Origin of the sequence: Roseovarius sp. THAF9, from assembly GCF_009363715.1 — a bacterium.
Taxonomy (GTDB): Bacteria; Pseudomonadota; Alphaproteobacteria; order Rhodobacterales; family Rhodobacteraceae; genus Roseovarius.
In genome coordinates, this window is record NZ_CP045404.1 from 3,772,968 (window position 1) to 3,794,146 (window position 21,179).

Here is a 21,179-nt window from a genome sequence, read left to right on the forward strand (position 1 = left end):
TTCCCGTTCAACTATCTAACGTAGCGTCAATCATCGTCGTGCGAGGGGTGAAGACATGCAGAAGACCGTTCTTATTTTGGGTGCCAAGGGCCGTTTCGGGCGCCATGCCACCGAGGCGTTCTGGAATGCCGGTTGGACGGTGCGGTTGTTCGACCGCGCGCAGGACGAGCTGACGACCGCGGCACGAGGCGCCGATATGATCGTGGCCGCGTGGAACCCGCCGTATCACCTTTGGAAAGATCAACTCCCCCTGCTTCACGCCAAAGTGCAGGCTGCTGCGGGGGCTTCTGGCGCTGCGGTGGTCTTGCCAGGAAATGTCTATGTCTATCCCACTGACGCCAAGGCACTGTGGAGCGAAGGCACAAACCACGCCGCGCCCACGCCGTTGGGGCGCATCCGACAGGAAGTGGAACAGAGCTATCGTGATAGCGGCGTGCAAACGATCCTTCTGCGCGCGGGAGATTTCATTGATACCGAACCGACAGGCGGCTGGTTCGACAGGGTTCTCATGTCGCGCGTACAGCGGGGGCAGCTTCGCTACCCAGGTGATCCCAATGCGCTGCATTCCTGGGCCTACCTACCGGACCTTGCGCGAGCGGCCGAACAGCTTGCGCGCCAGAAGCTCAGCCTGGGAAGTTACGAGGAGGTCATGTTTCCCGGTTACAGCATTACGGGCAGGCAGATTGCGGATCTTCTGTCGCATATTTCATGCCGCAAGATCATGGTGCGACGGATGTCATGGATACCGCTTCGGCTGGCGGCGCCGGTCTGGCCCATGGCAAAGGGCTTGCTTGAGATGCGCTATCTTTGGGACACGCCCCACAGCTTGCGGTCCAAGCGCCTGTCGGAGCTTTGCCCAACCTATCGCGATACCGATGTGGAAGATGCGGTTCGCCAGGCTGCCGCGCCGTGGTTGAGCCGCGTCCGAAACGCGCGCAGCGCTCAGTTCTGTCACTTCACCAGAAGGTCGACCCAAACCAACCTGTGACGGCTTGCCTCAGCGGTGTCCGTATCGGTGCCCCGCGCCACAATCCCGCTGTCCAGGATTTCCAGCTCGGCGGATGGAAGGACATAGCTGACCCGAAGCGATCCAGGCACAGGCGCAGGCCAGTCTACCGTGTCAAGGCGTGGGTCGCCTGTATGGGCCTCGCCCTGTTTCAAGGCGCCGCTCCGCATCGGCATCGGATCCTGTAACCGGTCATCTGAAAGAAGGCGCCGGATCGCCTCTTTCCGCCCTTCGCCGTCGACCGGGTCGAGGTTGGCGTCGCCGGCCAGCACGAAGGGCGCGCCGGGTGCCTGACCCAGCCTGCCATCGAGATAATGAAGCCAAAAGACAATCTCGTCATGGTTCCTGCGCCCGTTTCGATCTTCCGGCCCATCGAGCACAGGCGGGCTGGCGTGAAAGGTCAGAACGCGCAGGGTGGTGTCGCCGACCTGAATAGGGACGTCCCAATGCGCCACGGTCGACAGGCGCTGAACCGCGGCGATACCTGCCGGCAAAAGCGGTTTATCATCCTTTAACGTCAACTGCGCATCAGGCATGTCCCGCCAAAGGCGCCCACTGAAGTCACGCACCTTGCCGGTCAGAATGGGGAATCGCGACAGCACCGCCATACCGCCCTGTCCTGCGAACTCTCCATAGCCTTGGGCGTCCCTGGCACGGCCTAGCCGTCCGTCTCCGTCAAGGTCCAGCCCTGTCGCCATTCCTGCGTTGGGGCGCAGCGCAAAGATATGACCCAGGTTGAGCCCGTGATGGGCAATACGGCCCCTGAGCGCCCGCAAGGCGGCCAAGTCGTGGTCATAGTCGATGTCTTGAAGCGCGATGATATCGGGCTGCGCCTGCGCGATGACCCTTGCGACAGCCTCGGCCTGCGGATCGTCCTCCGACAGGATATCGCGCAGCAAAAGTCCGGGACCATTCCGGGCAAGCTCGGTGTTGAAGGTTGCGATGCGCACCAACGTTTCCGACATCGCGGGCCAAGCGCCAAGGGTCGCGATCAGAATGGCGGCGATCAGGCGTTCTGCAATCCTTCGGCCTCGGCCTTGGCATAGACGCGCCGACGCTTTTCCTCGATCAACTCGGCCACGCGCATCAGTGCGATGCCGCGCATCAGAATGCTTGCAGGAAGAAGGGCCCATACGGTCATCATCCAGATCAATGTTTGCTCGCTCTGGAACGACACCGGCTCGATCACCAGCGATGCCGCCTTTACGATCGCTGGGATCAAGAATGGCAGCAAAGCCCCTAACACAATGTTAAGACCTGAATCGCGCCGCAGCCGGTCCACGATATCACCACCGCGCGTGGGATCGAAAAGCGGCAGGTTCACCCAGACGTTGAACGCACCGTTACGCATCGGCCATCCCAAAAGCCGCACAAGCGTAACGAAAACCAATATCATAACCAGCGACACGCTGTAGGCGACGCCTGCCGCGATCCGGACGCTATTGGCCAATTCCAGGGTTGCGTCCGCGGGTAACATCAGAACAACAAGACGCACCGGCGAGAACGGAAAATCCATGGCATTGCCGATTGCTTGCGCAAAGTAAGTAATGATCAGCGTGATCGGGCTCGGCTCGATCTTGCCACGTGCGATCAGCGACAGCATGACAACCACAAGGGCCAGCGCCAGGAACTTCAGCCGGTTGAAGGGCGGGGCGAACCGGAATTCGACAATGCTCGGGTAACGGCCAAAGTATTCGATGAACGTCAGAAACGAGAAGAGCAGCGCGATCACCACGACGATCTGTGCCGTGTCCGTCGCGACCGACGGCAGCACAAGTGCGGGTGTTGCCACCAGCAAAGCTACGAGTATTGCGCGCGTCAGCGCGCTGATGATCTGCGAAACCACTGCCCGGTTCCCTTCCAACTGGCCTGACACGGTTCGATGCCGCGCCATTGTTCCAACTTGGGTCCGTCGATTATGACGGCTTGCCTCAATCTTGCCCAATTTTTGCCTTCTTTCACCATCCGGCTCAAGATACCAAGTCGTTAGACTTAGAATTTCCGGCGATTTGATGGTGATGGTGGTGCCAGATTGCATCAATTTGCTGCCGGATTTGCGGCGCCGTAGCGGTCGGACGCTACATGTAGGGGCTCCAGGCTAAACCCCCACAATAATTGATTAATATAAGTTGTGCTTTTGATTAATGTTTTAAGCTCATGATTACGCCGGCCACACTATGCCGCCGGCGCACTGCTGTCATTTCAGGATCAGACCCAGGGGCGTTCCGTCGCGGCCTTCGACTCGAACGCGTCGATTGATGCGGCCTTTTCCATCGTCAGACCGATGTCATCGAGCCCGTTCAACAGGCAGTGCTTGCGCCAGGGGTCGACCTCGAACCCGATCGTGCCACCATCCGGGCCAGTAATCTCCTGGTTTTCCAGGTCCACGGTCAGCACCGCGTTCGACCCACGCTCCGCGTCATCCATCAGCTTGTTCACCTCTTCCTGCGGCAGAACGATGGGCAGGATGCCGTTCTTGAAGCAGTTGTTGTAGAAGATGTCGGCGAAGCTGGTGGAGATCACGCAGCGAATACCGAAATCGAGCAGCGCCCACGGCGCGTGCTCCCGGCTCGAGCCACAGCCGAAATTATCCCCGGCCACGATGATCTTGGCCTCGCGATAGGCGGGCTGGTTCAGAACAAAACCCGGGATCTCTTCGCCATTGTCGTCATAGCGCATCTCGTCAAACAAGTTCACACCCAGCCCAGACCGCTTGATCGTCTTCAGGAACTGTTTGGGGATGATCATGTCGGTGTCGATGTTGACCAGCGGCATCGGCGCCGCGACACCGGTCAGTTTCACGAATTTTTCCATCAGTTCATCTCCCGGATGTCGGTCAGCTTGCCGGTCACCGCCGCCGCCGCGGCCATCGCGGGGCTCATCAGGTGCGTGCGCCCGCCGCGGCCCTGCCGGCCCTCGAAGTTACGGTTCGACGTCGCGGCGCACCGTTCACCGGGCTGCAACTGGTCGGGGTTCATCGCCAGGCACATGGAGCAGCCCGCAAGCCGCCATTCAAAGCCCGCGTCGGTAAAGATCTCGGCAAGACCTTCCTCCTCGGCCTGCGCCCGTACAAGGCCCGAGCCCGGCACGACCATCGCCCGCTTCACTTTGATCTTCTTGCCTTTCAGGATTTCAGCGGCGGCCCGCAGGTCTTCGATCCGACCATTGGTGCAGGAGCCGATAAAGACCGTGTCGATCTCGATATCCTTCAGTTTCTGACCGGCTGTCAGCCCCATGTATTCCAGCGCGCGCTTCGCCGCCTCGGTCTTGCCGCCGCTGAAGCTTTCGGGCGTGGGTACCTCGGCGTCGATCGGCAGAACGTCTTCGGGGCTGGTGCCCCAAGTCACGACCGGCGCGATATCCTCGCCCTTGATGGTGATCACCTTGTCCCAATGCGCGTCATCATCGGAATACAAGGTCTTCCACCACGCCAGCGCCGCCTCCCACTGGGCGCCTTTCGGCGCGTGAGGACGGCCCTTGATGTATTCAAAGGTCTTTTCGTCCGGCGCGATAAGGCCAGCGCGGGCGCCGCCTTCGATCGCCATGTTGCAGACGGTCATGCGGCCTTCCATGGAGAGGTCTCGAATTGCTTCCCCGCAATATTCGATCACGTAGCCTGTGCCACCCGCCGTTCCGGTCAGGCCGATCACCGACAGCGTAATGTCCTTTGCGGTCACACCTGCCGGCAACTTGCCCGTGATCTCGACCTTCATGTTCTTCGACTTCGTCTGGATCAGGGTCTGGGTCGCCAGCACGTGCTCGACCTCCGATGTTCCGATCCCGTGGGCCAGCGCACCGAACGCGCCATGTGTCGCCGTGTGGCTGTCGCCGCACACCACGGTCATGCCCGGCAAGGTCCAGCCCTGTTCCGGGCCGACGATATGAACGATTCCCTGCCGCACATCGCTGACCGGGTAATAATGAATGCCGAAATCCTTGGCGTTCTGGTCGAGCGCGGCCACCTGGATGCGGCTGTCCTCCGGCATGGCCTCGGGATTGTCGCGGCCCTCGGTGGTCGGCACGTTGTGGTCCGGCACTGCGATTGTTTTGTCCGGCGCACGTACCTTGCGGTTCGCCATGCGCAGCCCTTCAAACGCCTGCGGACTGGTCACCTCGTGTACCAGGTGCCGGTCGATATAAAGCAGGCTGGTGCCATCCTCGGCCTCATGTGCCAAGTGGGCATCCCAGATCTTGTCATAGAGTGTCTTGGGGGACATTGGTCCTCTCCCGTCGTGTCAGTGAAATCTCAAAATGGCAGGTATCGGCACCGCCTTATAGGCGCGCCAGAACCGTGCAGGCCGCACCGAAAAAACGCCAGGGCAGGCGTGCACGATCGTCCATGTCGAAAACCCGTATCATGAATGTCAGATACAACCCTGCTCCGAGTCTATCAAGGGCACAACGAAACAGCGGACAGAAACACCCCTTCCGCTGGCGGTAAATATCCCGAGGGTTCGGTTGAAGCTGCGCTTCAACCCTGGGGGCTGGCCCCCAATTCACCAAACCTGCGCGGCGCAGCCGCTCCTTCGGATCACGCCTCAGTCTGGGGCAAGCATGTATCCTTCTCCACGCACCGTCTGCAGATAGCGCGGCTGTTTTGGGTCGGTCTCGATCTTGCGCCGCAACCGGGTGATCTGAACATCCACCGCGCGTTCCTGGGCCTGCCCCTTGTCGCGTCCCAGATCCTCGACCAGCTTGGTGCGGCTGACCGGCTCGCGCAGGTTCTCGGCGAAGATGCGCATCAGTTGCACCTCGGTTGCCGTCAGCCGAACCAGGTCTTCACCGCGCATCAATTCCGACCGTTCGATATCGAAACGCACCGGGCCCATGCTCAGCACCTTCGGCGCGGTATGTTCCGGCAGAGGTTCAGGCATCCGGCGCAAGATCGCGTTGATCCGCAACAGCAATTCCTTGGGCTCGAACGGCTTGGCAAGATAGTCGTCCGCTCCGGCCTCCAGCCCTGTGATGCGCTCTTCGGTCTCACCCTTGGCGGTCAGCAAAAGGATGGGCGTCTCTATCGTCTCGCGCAGCGCCCGCGTCAGCGTCACGCCATCTTCGCCCGGCATCATCACGTCCATGACAATCAGGTCGAACTCCAGCCCCGACAACACGCGGCGCGCATGGCTTGCGTCCCGGGCGACCGAGACCAGAAAGCCATTGCGTGCAAGGAACTTGCGTAGAAGATCGCGGATGCGCTCGTCGTCATCGACGATCAGAAGGTGCGGCGCCGGATCGTTCATGTATCTGCCTCCCGGATCGCATGGTACTTCCGCCGCATATCCGGGTCCATCATTGCTTCCAGTACCTGCCGGAATCCCGCCACGGCCTCGGGGCCGGCCTTGCGATAGGCCGCCCGCATCCGGGCCCTTTGCGCATCCGACAACGTCTGTTCCAATCCGCGCCCCTTGTCCGTGAGGGTCAGGTGCCGTTCCCGGCGGTCCGTCTTGCCTTGCTGGCTTTCGACAAGACCATCCTCGATCAACGTCCGCAGCACCCGGTTCAAGGATTGCTTCGTGACGCCCAGTATCCCCAAAAGGTTGTTCACGGTCGTGCCGGGACGGCGCGCGATGAAGTGCAGCGCCCGGTGATGTGCCCGGCCATAGGCCATCGTGGCAAGAATACGGTCCGGGTCCGCGGTGAACCCGCGATAGGCAAAGAACATTGCCTCGATCCCCTGGCGCAGCTGTTCATCCGTCAGAAACAGCAGGTTTTCGCCGCTATGCATCTCGGCCATGATCGTCCTCCAGTCGCCTTGGGTGCCAAGATACGTCAGCCTTGTTGACATTCCAAGATCAAACTGGTAGCGAATCGCAGTTTCTGCGCAATTTTATGTCCACTTCGGACGTTTCTGGCGCAACAAATGAAAAGAGTCTGGGCTGAGGAGGCGAAAATGGCAGCGTATGACGATCGCGACGGCAAGATCTGGATGGATGGCAAACTGGTCGAATGGCGGGACGCGAACGTGCATATCCTGACCCACGGCCTGCACTACGCCAGCTCCGTATTCGAGGGTGAGCGGTGCTACAATGGCAAGATCTTCGAGAGCCGCAAGCACTCGGAGCGTCTGCATTATTCCGCCGGGCAACTGGATTTCGAGATCCCCTACACCGTGGACGAGATCGAGGCCGCCAAGATGGAAGTGCTGCAAGCCAACGGGTTCGAGAACGCCTATGTCCGCGCGGTCGCATGGCGCGGCGCCGGCGAGGATATGGGTGTCGCATCGGCCCGCAACCCCGTCCGCCTGGCCATCGCCGCCTGGGAATGGGGCGCCTATTACGGCGACGCCAAGATGAAGGGTGCCAAGCTCGACATCTCCAAATGGAAGCGGCCCAGCCCGGAAACCATCCCCAGCCACGCCAAGGCGGCCGGTCTGTACATGATCTGCACCCTGTCAAAGCACGCCGCCGAAGCGAAAGGCTGTTCCGACGCCATGATGTTCGACTATCGCGGCTACGTGGCCGAGGCGACGGGCGCCAACATGTTCTTCGTCAAAGATGGTGAAGTGCACACGCCCGATCCCGACTGCTTCCTTAACGGGATCACGCGCCAGACGGTCATCGGGATGCTGAAGGACCGTCAGGTCAAGGTGCACGAGCGGCACATCATGCCCGAGGAACTGGAAGGCTTCGAGCAGTGCTGGCTGACCGGCACCGCCGCCGAGGTGACGCCCGTGGGCCAGATCGGCGACTACAATTTCGAGGTCGGCGCGCTGACCCGCGACATCGCGGAAAGCTACGAGAAGCTGGTGCGGGCGTAAGGCCATGGCTTTCGCCTGCCGCGCCAGCAAATGAGTGTACGCACCGCGATCGAGGCTGCCGGCCTGCGGGACGGTGCGACACTGTCGTTTCACCATCATCTTCGGAACGGCGACGATCTGATGCGCGAGGTCTTGCAGATCTGCGCCGAAGAGGGCCTGCGCAACCTGCACATCGCGCCTTCATCCCTCTTTCCCTGCCATGCGGCCCTGATCCCTTTCGTGAAAGACGGCACCGTAACCCGGATCACCACATCCTACTTGAACGGGCCTCTCGCCGAGGCGGTGCAGCGCGGTCTTCTGCCTCATCCGGTCCGTCTGCAAACCCATGGCGGGCGGGCCGAGGCCATCGCCTCGGGCCGACTGCAGATCGACGCGGCGTTCATCGCCACACCGGCGGTGGACACCAAACGGAACCTTGGCGGCGCTGCGGGCCCGAACGCGTGCGGCCCGCTGGGATACGCCATGGTCGATGCCGCCCATGCCCGCTTTGTCACCGCGGTCACCGATCATTACGTCTATGACCTGCCGCGTGTCTGCATCTCGACAGAGCAGGTCGATCTCGTGGTCACCGTGGACAGCATCGGAGACGCGCAGCAGGTGGCCTCTGGTACGACCGCCCGCGCGCCATCCGCCAAGGGACAGGCCATCGCCGACCTGACCGCCCGGCTCATCGCGTGCAGCGGCCTTCTGAAAGATGGGTTCAGCTTCCAGACCGGCGCTGGCGCGACATCTCTTGCCGTCGCCCGCAGTCTGGCGCCCGTCATGGCCGAACGCGGCGTGGTGGGCGATTTCGCGGCGGGCGGTATCACCGGACCATTAGTGCAAATGCTGCACTCCGGTCTCTTCCGCCGCCTGCTCGACGTGCAGGCCTTCGACGGAGCCGCCGTGACCTCTTATGCCAATGATACCGCACATCACGCGATGTCCGCGTGGGACTACGCGAGCCCTGCCAATCCTGACAGCGCGGCCTCCCGGCTTGACGTGATGATCCTCGGCGCGGCAGAGGTCGACATGAATTTCAATGTCAACGTGACCTGTGCCAGCGACGGGCGGATCATCGGCGGATCGGGCGGCCATGCCGACACCGCTGCTGGCGCGACGCTGGCCATCGTGACAACCCCGCTTTGCGCCGGCGGATTTCCCAAGCTGGTCGAACGCCTGACCTGTCTCACCACGCCGGGCGACAACATCGGCGCCGTGGTCACGGAAGAAGGCATCGCCATCTCCCCCGCCGCCCCAGAGCTGGCGCGGGCCGCCAAGAGCGCCGGGTTGCCGCTGTCGTCGCTAGACGACCTGCGCCGCAAGGCCGAAGCGCAGGCCACTCAACGTGCGACGCCGAGATTCGCTGAACGCGTGATTGCTGAATGCGAAGCGCCGGACGGTACGGCGATCGACCATGTGCGCGCGCTCGTACCTTGAGCAAAAGAAAAGCCGGGCAACCTGGCCCGGCTTTCCCTAATGCTATCGACAGGTTCAACCCGGACTCAGCCCGCGCAGACGCTCGGACCGGCGGCGCAACAGCTCCACCGTCGTCAGCAGCAGGATCGAGATCGTCACAAGGATCGTGGCCGCCGCAAGAATGGTGGGCGAGATTTGCTCGCGCAGGCCGGTAAACATCTGCCACGGCAGCGTCTGCTGCTGCGCCGAGCCGACGAACAGCACCACGACCACCTCGTCAAAGGAGGTGATGAAGGCAAAGAGCCCGCCAGAGATCACGCCCGGCAAGATGAGCGGCATTTGAACCCGGAAGAACGTCGTCACCGGGTTCGCCCCCATGTTGGCCGAGGCCCGCGTCAACGAGCGGTCAAATCCCACCAGCGTTGCCGTCACCGTGATGATCACGAACGGCACGCCCAGCGCGGCGTGCGCCAGGATCACCTTCACGTAACCCACGAATGCCTGGTCGAGGCCAAGGTTCGCTTCCAGCCAATTGCCCAGAGGTGCATAGAAGAAGAACATACCGGTGGCCGAGATGATCAGCGGCACGATCATCGGCGAGATCAGGATTGCCATGATCGCCTGCCGCCCCGGAACGTGGCTTTGTGACAGGCCGATGGCCGCCAGTGTACCGAGGCTGACCGAGATGAACGTGGCGAAAGGCGCGATGATCAGCGAGTTCTTCAGCGGCGTCATCCACTCGTCCGTGCCCAGGAAATCGCGGTAGTGCTTCAGCGAATAGCCCTCGGCCTGGAAGTTCAGCATTTCAGGCGTGAAGGTAAAAAAGTTCTCGGCATTGAAGCTGAGCCACATCACCGGAATGAGCGGCGCTATGAGGAAGAAGAATACGAAGCCGCAGATGAAGAGGAACGTGTTGTGCCAAAGCACCTGCCCTGGGGTGTAGTAAATGGGCACGTTCTTGCGGTAATCGCCGGTGTCGAGCCAGTAGGCGAACCAGCTGAGCACCGCGCCGATGATGACACCGGAGATCGCCGCGCCCAAGCCACCAGCAAAAAAGCCCGCAACGGCAAAAGCTGCGATGATGCCCCACCGGGTCTGCGTGCGCTGGCCTGACATCTGATGCGCCAGTGCCGCGATGCCGGCCCCGATCACCGCGCCGACAAGCGCACCAAGCCAGGGCTGGCCATAGACGTTGCCCGCGACAAAGCCGAACATGGCGCCCAGAACCGCCGTCAGCGGCAGCGTGAATCCGGTCAGCGGCGGGCGCGGAATGGTGACTGTGTAGCCGTCGTCTTGATCGGTCATGACCTAGCCCCCCAACTTGACGTTATCGATGCCCACGATCCTGTCGTAGCACCAGTAAAGCACCAGAACGACGACCAGCAGGATCGTCCCCAGCGCGGCCGCCAGACCCCAGTTCAGCGAGCTGGAAATGTGATAGGCGATCCGGTTCGAGATGAAGACACCGTCGGTACCGCCCACGATCTCGGGAGTGATGTAGTACCCGATCGACAGGATGAACACGAGGATCGAGCCCGCGCCGATGCCCGGCACCGATTGCGGGAAGTAGACCCGCCAGAAGGCCGTGACGTTGGTCGCCCCGAGCGACTTGGCGGCGCGCAGATATGACGGCGGGATCGTCTTCATCACCGAGTAGAGCGGCAGTATCATGAACGGCAAAAGGATATGCGTCATGGCGATGATCGTACCCGTCGCGTTGTTCATCAGTATCAATCGGTTCGCGTCATCCACGAAGCCCAGCCAGACAAGGATCTCGTTGATCACCCCCTGCTGCTGCAACAGCACCTTCCACGCGGAGGTCCGCACCAGAAGCGAGGTCCAGAACGGCAGCAGCACGAGGATCATCAGCACGTTCGCAGTGCGCAGCGGCAGGTTAGCGAGGATCCACGCCACCGGATAGCCCAGCAGGATGCAGCTGCCGGTGATGACCAACGACATGTAAAGCGTGCGCATGAACAGCTTGATGTAAATCTGCTGGTTCTCGGGCCGCGCCTCGACCCCGTCGAAGCCCAGTTGGTAGTCCGCGGCGTTCAGGAAGTAGCCCGTTGTATAGGGCGACTTGTAAACGTTGAGTGTTTTCCATGTCTGCGGGTTGCCCCAGCCCTCGTCGATCTCGAGGAACGATTCCTTGAAGTTCTGTTCCGGCTGATCGGCCAGCATCTCTTGCGCAGCCAAAAGCTGTTCCGCGCCGAACCCGGTGTAGGACGCCACATCGGCGCCAGCCTGCAGTTCTTCGATCAGGGCGATCTTGACCGATTCCCACGGCTCTTCCTCGGCAACCACGTCTTCTTCGGCGGTGGCCGTAAAGACCGCGAAACTGGCGTATTCGTAGGCCGTACGCGGCAGCAGTGCGGAAATCTCCGCTCCAGGCAGGAAGCCGGTTCCGCCCGTGAACGCATCGCCTGTCAGGGCTCGCAGCCGGGTCTGGGCACGGTCCAGCACGTCCTGATCGGTGTTCTCGGCATTCTCACCGCCGCGCATCAGGTCAAACCAGAACGCCTCGTTGTCCCAGATGTCCTCGGCCAGATCCTCAAGCGCGTCGATCTGGTCTTCGCCGATCTCATCCAAGTCGCGCCCAACGGAGCGGAACTGCGAGGACAGGCCGGTCTGTTCGTAGTTCAGGCGCGTGCCAAGCTTGGTATGCTCCTTTGCCTCGGAAGCGAGGAACAGGTCATAGTACAGCGCCTCGTAGACGGGCTCGTCCGGCAGGTCACTCGCGGTCGGGTCCCATTCGGAAATTGCGCTGACCGTTTGTGGCAGGGTGTTCGGGACGATCGTGTTGTCGACCGACCGCAGCAGCATCGAGACGATGGGAACGATAAAGGTGACCAGAACGAAGATAAGCAGCGGCGCGATCAGCAACAGCGCCCGCATCTTCTGGCGGCGCAAGGTGCGCGAAAGGCTTTTCTTGAGCGGTGTGCCGTCTGCGGCCAGAACCGGGCCGCCCTCGTTGCTGTCCGCAATGCGCAGCCCATCATCGGGCGTGGGCGCCGCCTTGCCGGTCGTGGCGTCAGTCACATCGCTCATAAAGTCCCCGTCGGCAGTTTGTTGATTTGATTTTTCTTATCGGTGTGGAAGGGCCGCGCACGGCCCCTCCAAATATCTTCAGGCGAAACGCTTATTGCGCCAGCCACGCCTGGAATTTGGCGTCGATGTCGTCGCGGTAGTCAGCCCAGAACTCGTAGTTGTAGAGGAACGTGTTCTTGGCGTTATCCGGGTCGGTCGGCATGTGCGGGGCCATGTCGATGCCCAGCTCTGCGTGCTGACCCACCAGCGGTGCCGAAGAGGCACGTGCCGGACCGTATGAAATGTACTTGGCCTGGTCGGCCAGACGCTGCGTGTCGGTCGCGAACATGATGAAGTCCTTGGCGCGTGCCAGGCGATCTTCGGGCAGGCCCTCGGGGATGATCCAGCCGTCAAGGTCGAACACCTGCGCGTCCCACATCATGCCGATCGGCTGATCCTGTTCTTCGATCGCGGCAAACAGACGACCGTTATAGGTCGAGCCCATGAAGACCTCGCCATCGGCCAGAAGCTGCGGCGTGTCGGCACCGGCAGACCACCAGATCACGTCGTCCTTGATGGTTGCCAGCTTGTCCAGCGCCTGTTGCTGACCTTCGTCGGTGGCCAGAACATCATAGACTTCTTCCTTCGGCACGCCGTCACACAGCAGCGCCCATTCGACGTTGTTGATCGGGCGCTTTTCCAGCGCGCGCTTGCCCGGATAGGTTTCCAGATCGAACACGTCGCAGATGTCGTTGGGCGCTTCCGCGCCTTCCGGCACCATGTCGGTGCGATAGCCGAAGGTGGTCGAATAAACGATCTGCGGGATGAAGCAGTCACCGACCAGCAACTCGCCGAAATCTTCCTCGGCCGAGGTACCGTCAGGCGCGGCTGCCAGATCTTCTTCGGGGTCGATTTCCATCGCCAGGCCTTCGTCGCACAGGCGCAGCGCGTCAGCGGCCACGACGTCGACGACGTCCCAGGTGATGTTGCCGGCCTCGTCCATCGCGCGCAGCTTGGCCACGGCCTCGTTCGAGCTTTCGTCCCAGATGACTTCCAGGCCTTCGTTCATCTCCATGTAAGGCTCGGTATACGCCTTTTGCTGGCTCGCCTGATAGGCGCCGCCCCAGGACACGACGGTCATCGAGTCGGCCATTTCCTGTGCGTGAGCCGACGCGGCAGCAACCGTCAGTGCGGTCGTCGCCATAAGTGTTTTCGTCAGTTTCATGTCATACTCCCAAAAGTACTCCCGTTTACCTTTCGGGCCCCATGTCACGGGAACAACATGCGGACCTCGTTCTATCCGGGCCGGCGCGGTGGCCCGCCCGAATCCCTATAAACTCCTAGTTCGCATCCAGCGCGCGGCAATCTTCGGGCAGCCAGCCGATCTCGATCGTCTCACCCGGGGTAAGCTTCGTCTGGTCCGGCGCGTTCCGCGATTTGATTACGAAATTGTCGTTGCCTGCCACGCTGAGGCGCGTGCGGAAGATGTCACCCATATAGATGAATTCCAGCACTTCGGCCTTGATCGTATGAGTGCCTTCCTTGAGGCGTTTCTTGTCGAACTCTACACGTTCCGGCCGGATAGAGACGCGGGTACGCTCGCCCACTTCGCTGACATTGACGGGCTTGCAATCGATGATCCCTCCATCGTCCAGCTGCACCTGCGCGAGCCCCCCCTCGATCTCCTTTACAGTACCTTCCAGCGTGTTGTTCTCGCCGATGAACTGCGCAACGAAGCTGTTCTGCGGGCTTTCGTAAAGCTCGTCCGGCGGCGCAAGCTGCTGGATGCGGCCATCGTCGAACACCGCAACGCGGTCCGACATGGTCAGTGCCTCGGTCTGGTCGTGCGTCACGTAGACGGTGGTGATACCAAGATCATGCGCCAGCTTGGTGATCTCGAACTGCATGTGTTCGCGCAGCTGCTTGTCGAGCGCGCCCAGCGGTTCGTCCATAAGCACCAGTTCGGGCTCGAACACCAGAGCGCGGGCCAGCGCGATCCGCTGTTGCTGACCGCCCGAAAGCTGCGCCGGGCGACGGCCGCCAAAGTCACCCATCTGGACCATGTCCAGCGCCCGCTTGACCTTGGCCTCGCGGTCGGACTTGCCGATCTTGCGGACTTCCAGCGGGAAGGACAGGTTCTCGGCCACGGTCATATGCGGAAAAAGGGCGTAGTTCTGGAACACCATGCCGATGCCACGTTTGTGCGGCGGGATATCGTTGATGGAAACGCCATCAAGCAGAATGCGGCCGTGGGTGGCGGTTTCAAACCCCGCCAGCATCATCAGGCAGGTGGTCTTGCCCGACCCGGACGGCCCCAGCATCGTCAGGAACTCGCCCTTGGGCATGGAAAGGTTCAGATCCTTAACGACCAGCGTCTCGCCGTCGTAGCTTTTCTGAACGCGATCAAATGCGACGAACGCATCGCTCGCTTGCGCTTCGGTCAAGAGTGTCTCCCCATCGTTTTTGTCCGCGGTTTCCCCGCGCTTTGCGTGGAATAAAGCTAGTTTCCGCCGCTGATGCAAGCAGACTCATCAACTCATCCGGCTCGATATACGCTTGAAGGCAAATCGCCTGCATCTGCCCAGTAAAAAGTCACTTTTCCCGTATTTCACGCTGTATCGTGCCGAACAACGCTCAAAAATTCATCGAAATCCGCGGCTTGCCGGGGTCTGGAACGCCAGGTTTCGCAGGGGTTCGAGGCGTCATTCGGCCGATGCAAACGCCCATAGGCGCACCCGCGCGGAAGATTGCTTCGTCGGTCTGGCACAAAGCGCTCGACCGAATTTTTCGCGTGCAATCCCCTAAATTGGGATGCAGGCTCGACACGCTGCGGATGTTCCATCCGGCCCGACCAAGACGAGGAGCACCACCACGATGAAAGACCTGCCCTTTACCCCTGTCGAGTACGACCGCCGACTGAAGCGGGCTCGTGCCGCGATGGAAGAGCGCGGCCTCGATGCCGTTTTCATCACCGATCCCTCGAACCAGAACTGGCTTACCGGATATGACGGATGGTCCTTCTACGTTCACCAGGGGGCGATCCTGACGATGGACGGCCCACCCCTGTGGTGGGGCCGCCACATGGACATGCTGGGGGGGCGCAGGACCTGTTGGATGGAGCACGATTTCATCCTTGGATATGGCGACCATTTCGTGCAGTCGACCGAGCGCCATCCAATGCAAGATCTGGCAGAAGTGCTCAAGCGTTACGGGCTTGAGACCGCGACGATCGGGGTGGAAATGGAGAACTATTACTACTCGGCCAAGGCCCATGCTGTGCTCTGCGCCGAGATGCCGAATGCCAAGATCGTCGACGCCACAACGCTGGTGAACTGGCAGCGCATCGTCAAATCGGAAGAGGAGCTGGTGTTGATCCGCAAGGCCGCCCGTATCTCGGAGAAAGTGATGCGCACCGCCATCGACATGGCTGAGCCGGGGCTGCGCAAGAACGACCTTGTGGCGAACATCCTGAAGGCCGGGATCGAGGGCGTGGATGACGACTGGGGCGATTATCCGGCGATCATGCCGCTGACGCCCTCGGGCCTTGATGCGACGGCCGCGCACCTGACGTGGAACGGCAACCCGATGCAGGCCGGCGAGGCGACTTTCTTTGAACTTTCAGGATGTTATCGGCGTTATCACGCACCTCTTTGCCGGACGGTCTTCTTGGGGGGCGAGCCACCGCAGGACATTCGCGACGCAGAGAAAGCGCAGTTGGAAGGCATCGAGGCAGGGCTGGACGCGGCGCGGCCCGGCAACCGCACCTGCGATATAGCGCAGGCCCTGCTGGACGTGCTCGCCAAGTACGAGATCAAGCGCGAAGGGCGCATGGGTTACCCTGTCGGCGTCAGTTATCCGCCCGACTGGGGCGAGCGGACGGCGTCGATCCGGCTGGAGGACGAGACGGTGCTGGAGCCCGGCATGGTGTTCCACTTCATGCCCGCCCTCTGGATGGATACTTGGGGTCTGGAGACGACCGAGACGATCCTCATCAACGAGGACGGACCGGCGGAATGCCTGTGCAACATGCCCCGGCAGATGTTCGTCAAGGACTGATGCGACTCAGCCGGCGGCAACCACAGTAAACGCTGGCTGAGACGCCGAAATGGCACGTCGGTATTGCGTCGGTATCCGGGTGGTATGGCGACGGTGTCTTTTTCGGCATCCTGGCGGGTTACCAAAACTTACGGCTCGTTGTGCTTCCGTTTACCTTTATTGCCGTATCGTGATCCCTTCGCGCCCCAGAAGCGGAACGATATCGGCCCGATCCGCATCCTTGAGCTCCAAGGTCCTGAGCTTGGGCAGGTCCGCAATCGGGGTCAAATCACGCACCGGCGTCGCGCTGAGATCGAGGCGGGAGAGCTCGGACAGGCCTGACACGGGCGCAAGGTCGCTCACCCGCGTTTCGCTGAGATAGAGCCTGTGTAGGGTCTTTATCCGGGCGAGAGGCGAGAGATCCGACACCGCCGTTCGATCCATGTCGAGAGTCGTAAGTCGAGTCATCGCGGCGAGCGGCGATATGTCGTTGATGGAAGTGCCGCCGAGGTAAAGCGAGCGCATCTCGGTCAGATCCGACAGCGGCGACAGGTCGGACACCGGCATGTCCCGAAGCGACAGGGTGTTCAACCGCGTCAAGCCTGCCAGCGGCGACAGGTCAGCCGCCTCCGTCTGTTCCATCACCAGTTTGACCAATGTCGACACGTCGACGAGGGGCGACAGGTCGGTCACGGCGGTCTGGGAAATGTCCAGTTCCTGCAGCGCGGGATGCCCGGCAAGCTGGGACAGGTCCGAGATGTCGGTCGCGAAGATCTGCAAGACGCGAAGGTTGGGCATATCCGCGACGAAGGAAATGTCGGAAATGTTGCTGGACCCGATGTTCAGCACGGTCAGATCGGTCAATTGCGACAGGGCGCTGGAGTCGTTCACCTGCGCGCCGAAAAGGCTCAGACGGGTCAGGTTCGGCAGGCCGGTAAGCAGGCTCAGGTCGTCGGCCTCGACCCCCATGCTCATGATCGTGCGGATGTTGGCGTTTCCCTGAAATTCTGACAGCCAGTCAAACTGTGGCCCGCGCATCGAAACGATGCTTTCGGATTGGGACGTCACGCATTGCGATCCGAAACGGATACCGGGCAGGCCGTCCGCGTCACACGGGATCGGGGGACCGTTCTGTTCGGCGACGGTGGTGCGGGCTTTTTCGAGGATGAACTCCGTGGTCCGTGGCAGCCGCGCCTTGACGACCGGATGCTTCGCCATCTCCTCGATCTCGGCCAGCAGCTTTTCGTCGTGGCTGGGTTCAGCGGCGGCCTTGGGGCCGGTGGCCTGCGACCATGTCACCAGGCCCGCGCCCACCATAAGGATGACCCCGACGATCAGCCCGATAAAGGCAATGTATTTAGACACTGTTTTGCCCCTGAAATGAAACTGTCACGCGAGTGGTTCGCGCGGCAGTCTCTTTCTTCATTGGGACGAAAGATGGGCGTCCTTGGTGAAATTCGAGGGCGCGGCCTAGCTGGCCGCTTTCATCAGCCCTTCGTCTTTCAATTGCTTATGCGCGAGGTCGAGGGCGATGGTTGCCCGTTCGACCAGCGTGTCGATCTCGGACTTGGTGATGACCAGCGGCGGCGAGATCACCATGCGGTCGCCGACGTGACGCATGATCAGGCCGTTGGCAAAGCAATGCTCGCGGCAGATCAGGCCCGCGGTCCCGGCATCGGCGGCGAACTTGGCGCGGTTGGCCTTGTCGGGGCTGAGCGCGATGGAGCCCATGAGGCCGCAGATCGCCGCCTCGCCCACCAGCGGGTGATCGGCCAGGGTTTGCCACTTTTCCTTCAGGTAGGGCGCGGTCTCGGCGCCGACGCGGGTGACGATGCCTTCCTCGTCGAGGATGCGCAGGTTTTCCAGCGCGACGGCGCAGGTTACCGGGTGGCCGGAATAGGTGTAGCCATGCGCGAATTCGCAACCGTTCAGCACCTCGGCCACCTCGTCGCTGACCAGTGAGCCGCCGACGGGCGCGTAGCCCGAGCTAACGCCCTTGGCGATGGTCATGACGTCGGGCTTGATCTCGAAGGTTTCCGAGCCGAACCAGTTGCCGGTCCGCCCGAAGCCGCAGATCACCTCGTCGGCGATCAGAAGGATGTTGTACTTGCGGCAGATGCGCTGGATCTCGGGCCAGTAGGTTTCGGGCGGAACGATCACGCCGCCCGCACCCTGCACGGGTTCGCCGATGAAGGCGGCGACCTTGTCTTCGCCCAGTTCGAGGATCTTGTGTTCGAGCTGGCGGGCGCGTTCCAGGCCGAATTCGGCTGGATCAGTGTCTTTTCCTTCGCCGTACCAATAGGGCTGGTCGATGTGATGGATGTCCGGGATCGGCATACCGCCCTGGGCGTGCATCGCGGACATCCCGCCAAGCGAGGCGCTGCCCAAGGACGAGCCGTGATAGGCGTTCTTGCGGCTGATGATCGCCTTCTTCCCGGGATGGCCCTTCTGCTCCCAATAGGTGCGCACGATGCGGATATTGGTGTCGTTCGCCTCGGACCCGGAGGAGGCGAAGAAGACGTGGTTCAGGTCGTGCGGCGTCAGCTGCGCCAGCTTGTCGGCCAGCGCGATGGCGGGCACGTGGGTCGTCTGGAAGAAAGTGTTGTAGTAGGGCAATTCCTTCATCTGGCGGGCGGCGGCCTCGGCCAGTTCCTCGCGGCCATAGCCGATGTTGACGCACCACAAGCCCGCCATGGCGTCGAGATAATCGTGCCCTTCGCTGTCGGTCAGGGTCACGCCCTTGGCGCGGGTGATAACGCGCGCGCCCTTCTTGTTGAGCGCGTCGCCATGGGTGAAGGGGTGCAGGTGATGCGCGGCGTCCAGCGCCTGAAGCTCGGCGGTGGGCATATGATTGGTGATGGCGGTCATGGCGGTACCTTTCATGATCGGGGGACAGGACAGGGCGGGCCGGTCCGTTTGCGCCAGAATATGATCAAATTATTCGGAGTCAATCGAATCACGATGCACCGGCGGTCTGCTCCAGCGAAACGCGGACCTGCTCCATTCCCTGGATCACGTCCTCGCGGATGGCGCGGGCCGCGGCTTCGGCATCGCGGGCATGCATGGCGTTCAGCATGTCCTTGTGCTTGTCCGGCAGGTTCTGGGTGCCCATCCGCCCGCAGACGACCCGCAGGGAGGGACCGAACCGCAGCCACAGCCCCTCGGCCAGGTCGGCCAGGATAGGGGCGTCCGCGATGCTGTAGATATGCGCGTGGAAGGCGTAGTTCAGTTCGAGATAGGACCGCAGGCCGCCGCCGTCGATGGCCGTATCGAGGTCACTGTCGATCGCGGTCAGGTGGTCGAGATCTGCCAGCCCCGCACGTTCGGTCGCCCTTAAAGTAAGGTGCGGATCGAGCCACTGGCGGGCAAGGATCAGCTCGGAAATGTTATCGGCGGTCAGGGTCGGGACCACCACGCGGCGGTTGCCCTGAAACTCCAGCGCGCCTTCGGCGGTCAGGCGGCGGATGGCCTCGCGCACCGGGGTCATACCGGCGCCAAGGCGGTCCGTCAGGCCCTGGATCGTCACCGCCTGCCCCGGCGCCAGGTCGCCAAACAGCACCAGCGCGCGCAATTCGCGATAGATCAACTCATGCGCGGGAACGCGTGCTTCCGGCGCGCCGTCGGTGCCGAATTTCTGGGCGTGTCTGGTCATTCGATCTGCTTTCCGTCGCGGCCATCCTTGCAATCGCCTTGCGAGTTTAGCGGCTGCGTGAAAGCATTACCATATTGCCATGTCCGGTTTTGTTTGATCAAATCCCGGGCCAAGGTGCGACAAGCGCCGAACCAAGGGGAGATACCGAATGACACAGAAGTTTCTGACCATGACCGCCGTTCTGGCGCTGGGCGCGACGAGCGCCATGGCGCAGGAAGTGCGCGTCTACAACTGGTCCGACTATATCGACGAAGACCTGCTGACCCAGTTCGAGGAAGAGACCGGGCTGGAGCTGGTCTATGACGTGTTCGACAGCAACGAAGTGCTGGAAACCAAGATGCTGGCCGGCGGTTCGGGCTATGACGTGGTGGTGCCCACGGGCAGCTTCCTGCTGCGCCAGATCCAGGCGGGCGCGTTCCAGAAGCTGGATTATGACAAGCTGCCCAACTCCGACAACCTGTGGGACGTGATCAAGGACCGTCTGAAGGGCTATGATTCCGACATTCCGATCAGCGAATACGCGATCAACTACATGTGGGGCACAACGGGCCTTGGCGTGAACACCGGCAAGGTGCAGGAAGTCCTGGGCGAGGATGCCCCGATCGACAGCCTGTCGCTGATCTTCGAGCCGGAGAACATGGAAAAGCTGGCCGAATGCGGCGTGCATTTCCTCGATGCGCCGGACGAGGTGATCCCGTCGGCGCTGACGTATCTGGGCCTCGACCCGAACAGCCATGACGAAGACGACCTTGAACAGGCCGGCGAACTGCTGATGTCCGTTCGACCGCATGTACAGAAATTCCACAGCAGCGAATACATCAACGCGCTGGCCAATGGCGATATCTGCGTGGCGATCGGCTGGTCCGGGGACGTGCTGCAGGCGCGGGACCGTGCCGCCGAGGCGGATAACGGTGTCGACATCGCCTATAACGCACCGAGCGAAGGCGCGGTGATGTGGTTCGACATGATGGCGGTCCCCGCCGACGCGCCGAACCCTGAGGGGGCGCACAAGTTCCTGAACTTCATCATGGATGCCGAGAACATGGCGGCGGCCTCGAACTATGTCTATTACGCCAACGGCAACAAGGCGTCGCAGGAATATCTTGAGGATGACGTGATCAACGATCCGGCGATCTATCCGTCGGAGGCCGCTCTTGAGAACACCTATATCAAGAAGCCCTATCCGGCGAAGGTGCAGCGGACGGTCACCCGTCTTTGGACCAAGATCAAGTCCGGCACCTGACGCAAGACATGACAGGACCCGCGCGGCACGCCCGTGCGGGTCCATTCCTTTCAAGGGGACG

18 protein-coding genes are annotated in these 21,179 nt (G+C 61.6%); 5 read left to right on the forward strand and 13 right to left on the reverse strand.

Annotated elements, in window-relative coordinates:
* The first annotated feature begins 55 nt into the window (after window positions 1–55).
* Window positions 56–988, forward strand: a complete 933-nt coding sequence (locus FIU86_RS18515) for an epimerase (RefSeq protein ID WP_216647191.1) — start codon at window positions 56–58, stop codon at window positions 986–988.
* On the opposite strand, the gene FIU86_RS18520 is transcribed toward FIU86_RS18515, so the two are convergent.
* The 6 genes from FIU86_RS18520 to FIU86_RS18550 all read right to left on the reverse strand — a co-directional run bounded on the left by FIU86_RS18520 (window position 952) and on the right by FIU86_RS18550 (window position 6,740).
* On the reverse strand, window positions 952–1,956 hold the full coding sequence (locus FIU86_RS18520; RefSeq protein ID WP_254703886.1) for an endonuclease/exonuclease/phosphatase family protein: 1,005 nt from the start codon (window positions 1,954–1,956) through the stop codon (window positions 952–954). The two genes, FIU86_RS18515 and FIU86_RS18520, sit on opposite strands and share 37 nt — an antisense overlap.
* A gap of 56 nt (window positions 1,957–2,012) precedes the next feature.
* Window positions 2,013–3,044 carry a hypothetical protein gene (locus FIU86_RS18525; protein WP_368373141.1) on the reverse strand — a complete coding sequence of 344 codons (1,032 nt, stop codon included), beginning with the start codon at window positions 3,042–3,044 and terminating at the stop codon, window positions 2,013–2,015.
* 170 nt (window positions 3,045–3,214) lie between these two features.
* Entirely contained in the window at window positions 3,215–3,820 is a 606-nt protein-coding gene (leuD, locus tag FIU86_RS18530) for a 3-isopropylmalate dehydratase small subunit (RefSeq protein ID WP_152476430.1), read from the reverse strand.
* On the reverse strand, window positions 3,820–5,223 hold the full coding sequence (gene leuC, locus FIU86_RS18535; protein ID WP_152476431.1) for a 3-isopropylmalate dehydratase large subunit: 1,404 nt from the start codon (window positions 5,221–5,223) through the stop codon (window positions 3,820–3,822). The genes leuD and leuC overlap by 1 nt, the downstream gene beginning before the upstream one ends.
* 321 nt (window positions 5,224–5,544) lie before the next feature.
* On the reverse strand, window positions 5,545–6,246 hold the full coding sequence (locus FIU86_RS18545) for a response regulator (protein ID WP_152476432.1): 702 nt from the start codon (window positions 6,244–6,246) through the stop codon (window positions 5,545–5,547).
* Window positions 6,243–6,740: a MarR family winged helix-turn-helix transcriptional regulator gene (locus FIU86_RS18550; protein ID WP_152476433.1), complete on the reverse strand. Its 498-nt coding sequence runs from the start codon at window positions 6,738–6,740 to the stop codon at window positions 6,243–6,245. Before FIU86_RS18550 ends, FIU86_RS18545 begins: the two co-directional genes overlap by 4 nt.
* A 156-nt stretch (window positions 6,741–6,896) precedes the next feature.
* Here FIU86_RS18550 and FIU86_RS18555 point away from each other — a divergent pair, with 156 nt between their 5' ends.
* Together FIU86_RS18555 and FIU86_RS18560 are read left to right on the forward strand one after the other, a co-directional pair.
* Window positions 6,897–7,763 carry a branched-chain amino acid aminotransferase gene (locus FIU86_RS18555; protein WP_103763692.1) on the forward strand — a complete coding sequence of 289 codons (867 nt, stop codon included), beginning with the start codon at window positions 6,897–6,899 and terminating at the stop codon, window positions 7,761–7,763.
* 30 nt (window positions 7,764–7,793) lie between these two features.
* Entirely contained in the window at window positions 7,794–9,182 is a 1,389-nt protein-coding gene (locus tag FIU86_RS18560) for a citrate lyase subunit alpha (protein WP_152476434.1), read from the forward strand.
* Window positions 9,183–9,236: 54 nt separating this feature from the next.
* Here the strand turns inward: FIU86_RS18560 and FIU86_RS18565 are convergent, their stop codons facing one another.
* The 4 genes from FIU86_RS18565 to FIU86_RS18580 form a co-directional block, all read right to left on the reverse strand.
* On the reverse strand, window positions 9,237–10,466 hold the full coding sequence (locus FIU86_RS18565; protein ID WP_152476435.1) for an ABC transporter permease: 1,230 nt from the start codon (window positions 10,464–10,466) through the stop codon (window positions 9,237–9,239).
* 3 nt (window positions 10,467–10,469) lie between these two features.
* Window positions 10,470–12,209: an ABC transporter permease gene (locus tag FIU86_RS18570; protein ID WP_172977555.1), complete on the reverse strand. Its 1,740-nt coding sequence runs from the start codon at window positions 12,207–12,209 to the stop codon at window positions 10,470–10,472.
* Window positions 12,210–12,300: 91 nt separating this feature from the next.
* Window positions 12,301–13,413, reverse strand: coding sequence for an extracellular solute-binding protein (locus FIU86_RS18575; protein ID WP_152476436.1), 1,113 nt, complete (start codon window positions 13,411–13,413; stop codon window positions 12,301–12,303).
* 115 nt (window positions 13,414–13,528) lie between these two features.
* Entirely contained in the window at window positions 13,529–14,632 is a 1,104-nt protein-coding gene (locus FIU86_RS18580) for an ABC transporter ATP-binding protein (protein ID WP_152476437.1), read from the reverse strand.
* A gap of 430 nt (window positions 14,633–15,062) precedes the next feature.
* Between FIU86_RS18580 and FIU86_RS18585 the strand changes: the two genes are divergently transcribed.
* Window positions 15,063–16,244, forward strand: coding sequence for a M24 family metallopeptidase (locus FIU86_RS18585; RefSeq protein WP_152476438.1), 1,182 nt, complete (start codon window positions 15,063–15,065; stop codon window positions 16,242–16,244).
* A gap of 156 nt (window positions 16,245–16,400) precedes the next feature.
* On the opposite strand, the gene FIU86_RS18590 is transcribed toward FIU86_RS18585, so the two are convergent.
* From FIU86_RS18590 to FIU86_RS18600, 3 genes are all read right to left on the reverse strand, one after another.
* Window positions 16,401–17,588, reverse strand: a complete 1,188-nt coding sequence (locus FIU86_RS18590; protein WP_152476439.1) for a leucine-rich repeat domain-containing protein — start codon at window positions 17,586–17,588, stop codon at window positions 16,401–16,403.
* Between the two features lie 105 nt (window positions 17,589–17,693).
* Window positions 17,694–19,091: an aspartate aminotransferase family protein gene (locus tag FIU86_RS18595; protein WP_152476440.1), complete on the reverse strand. Its 1,398-nt coding sequence runs from the start codon at window positions 19,089–19,091 to the stop codon at window positions 17,694–17,696.
* A gap of 88 nt (window positions 19,092–19,179) precedes the next feature.
* Window positions 19,180–19,875: a GntR family transcriptional regulator gene (locus FIU86_RS18600; RefSeq protein WP_152476441.1), complete on the reverse strand. Its 696-nt coding sequence runs from the start codon at window positions 19,873–19,875 to the stop codon at window positions 19,180–19,182.
* Window positions 19,876–20,023: 148 nt separating this feature from the next.
* Here FIU86_RS18600 and FIU86_RS18605 point away from each other — a divergent pair, with 148 nt between their 5' ends.
* Entirely contained in the window at window positions 20,024–21,118 is a 1,095-nt protein-coding gene (locus tag FIU86_RS18605) for a polyamine ABC transporter substrate-binding protein (protein ID WP_152476442.1), read from the forward strand.
* Window positions 21,119–21,179 lie beyond the last annotated feature (61 nt).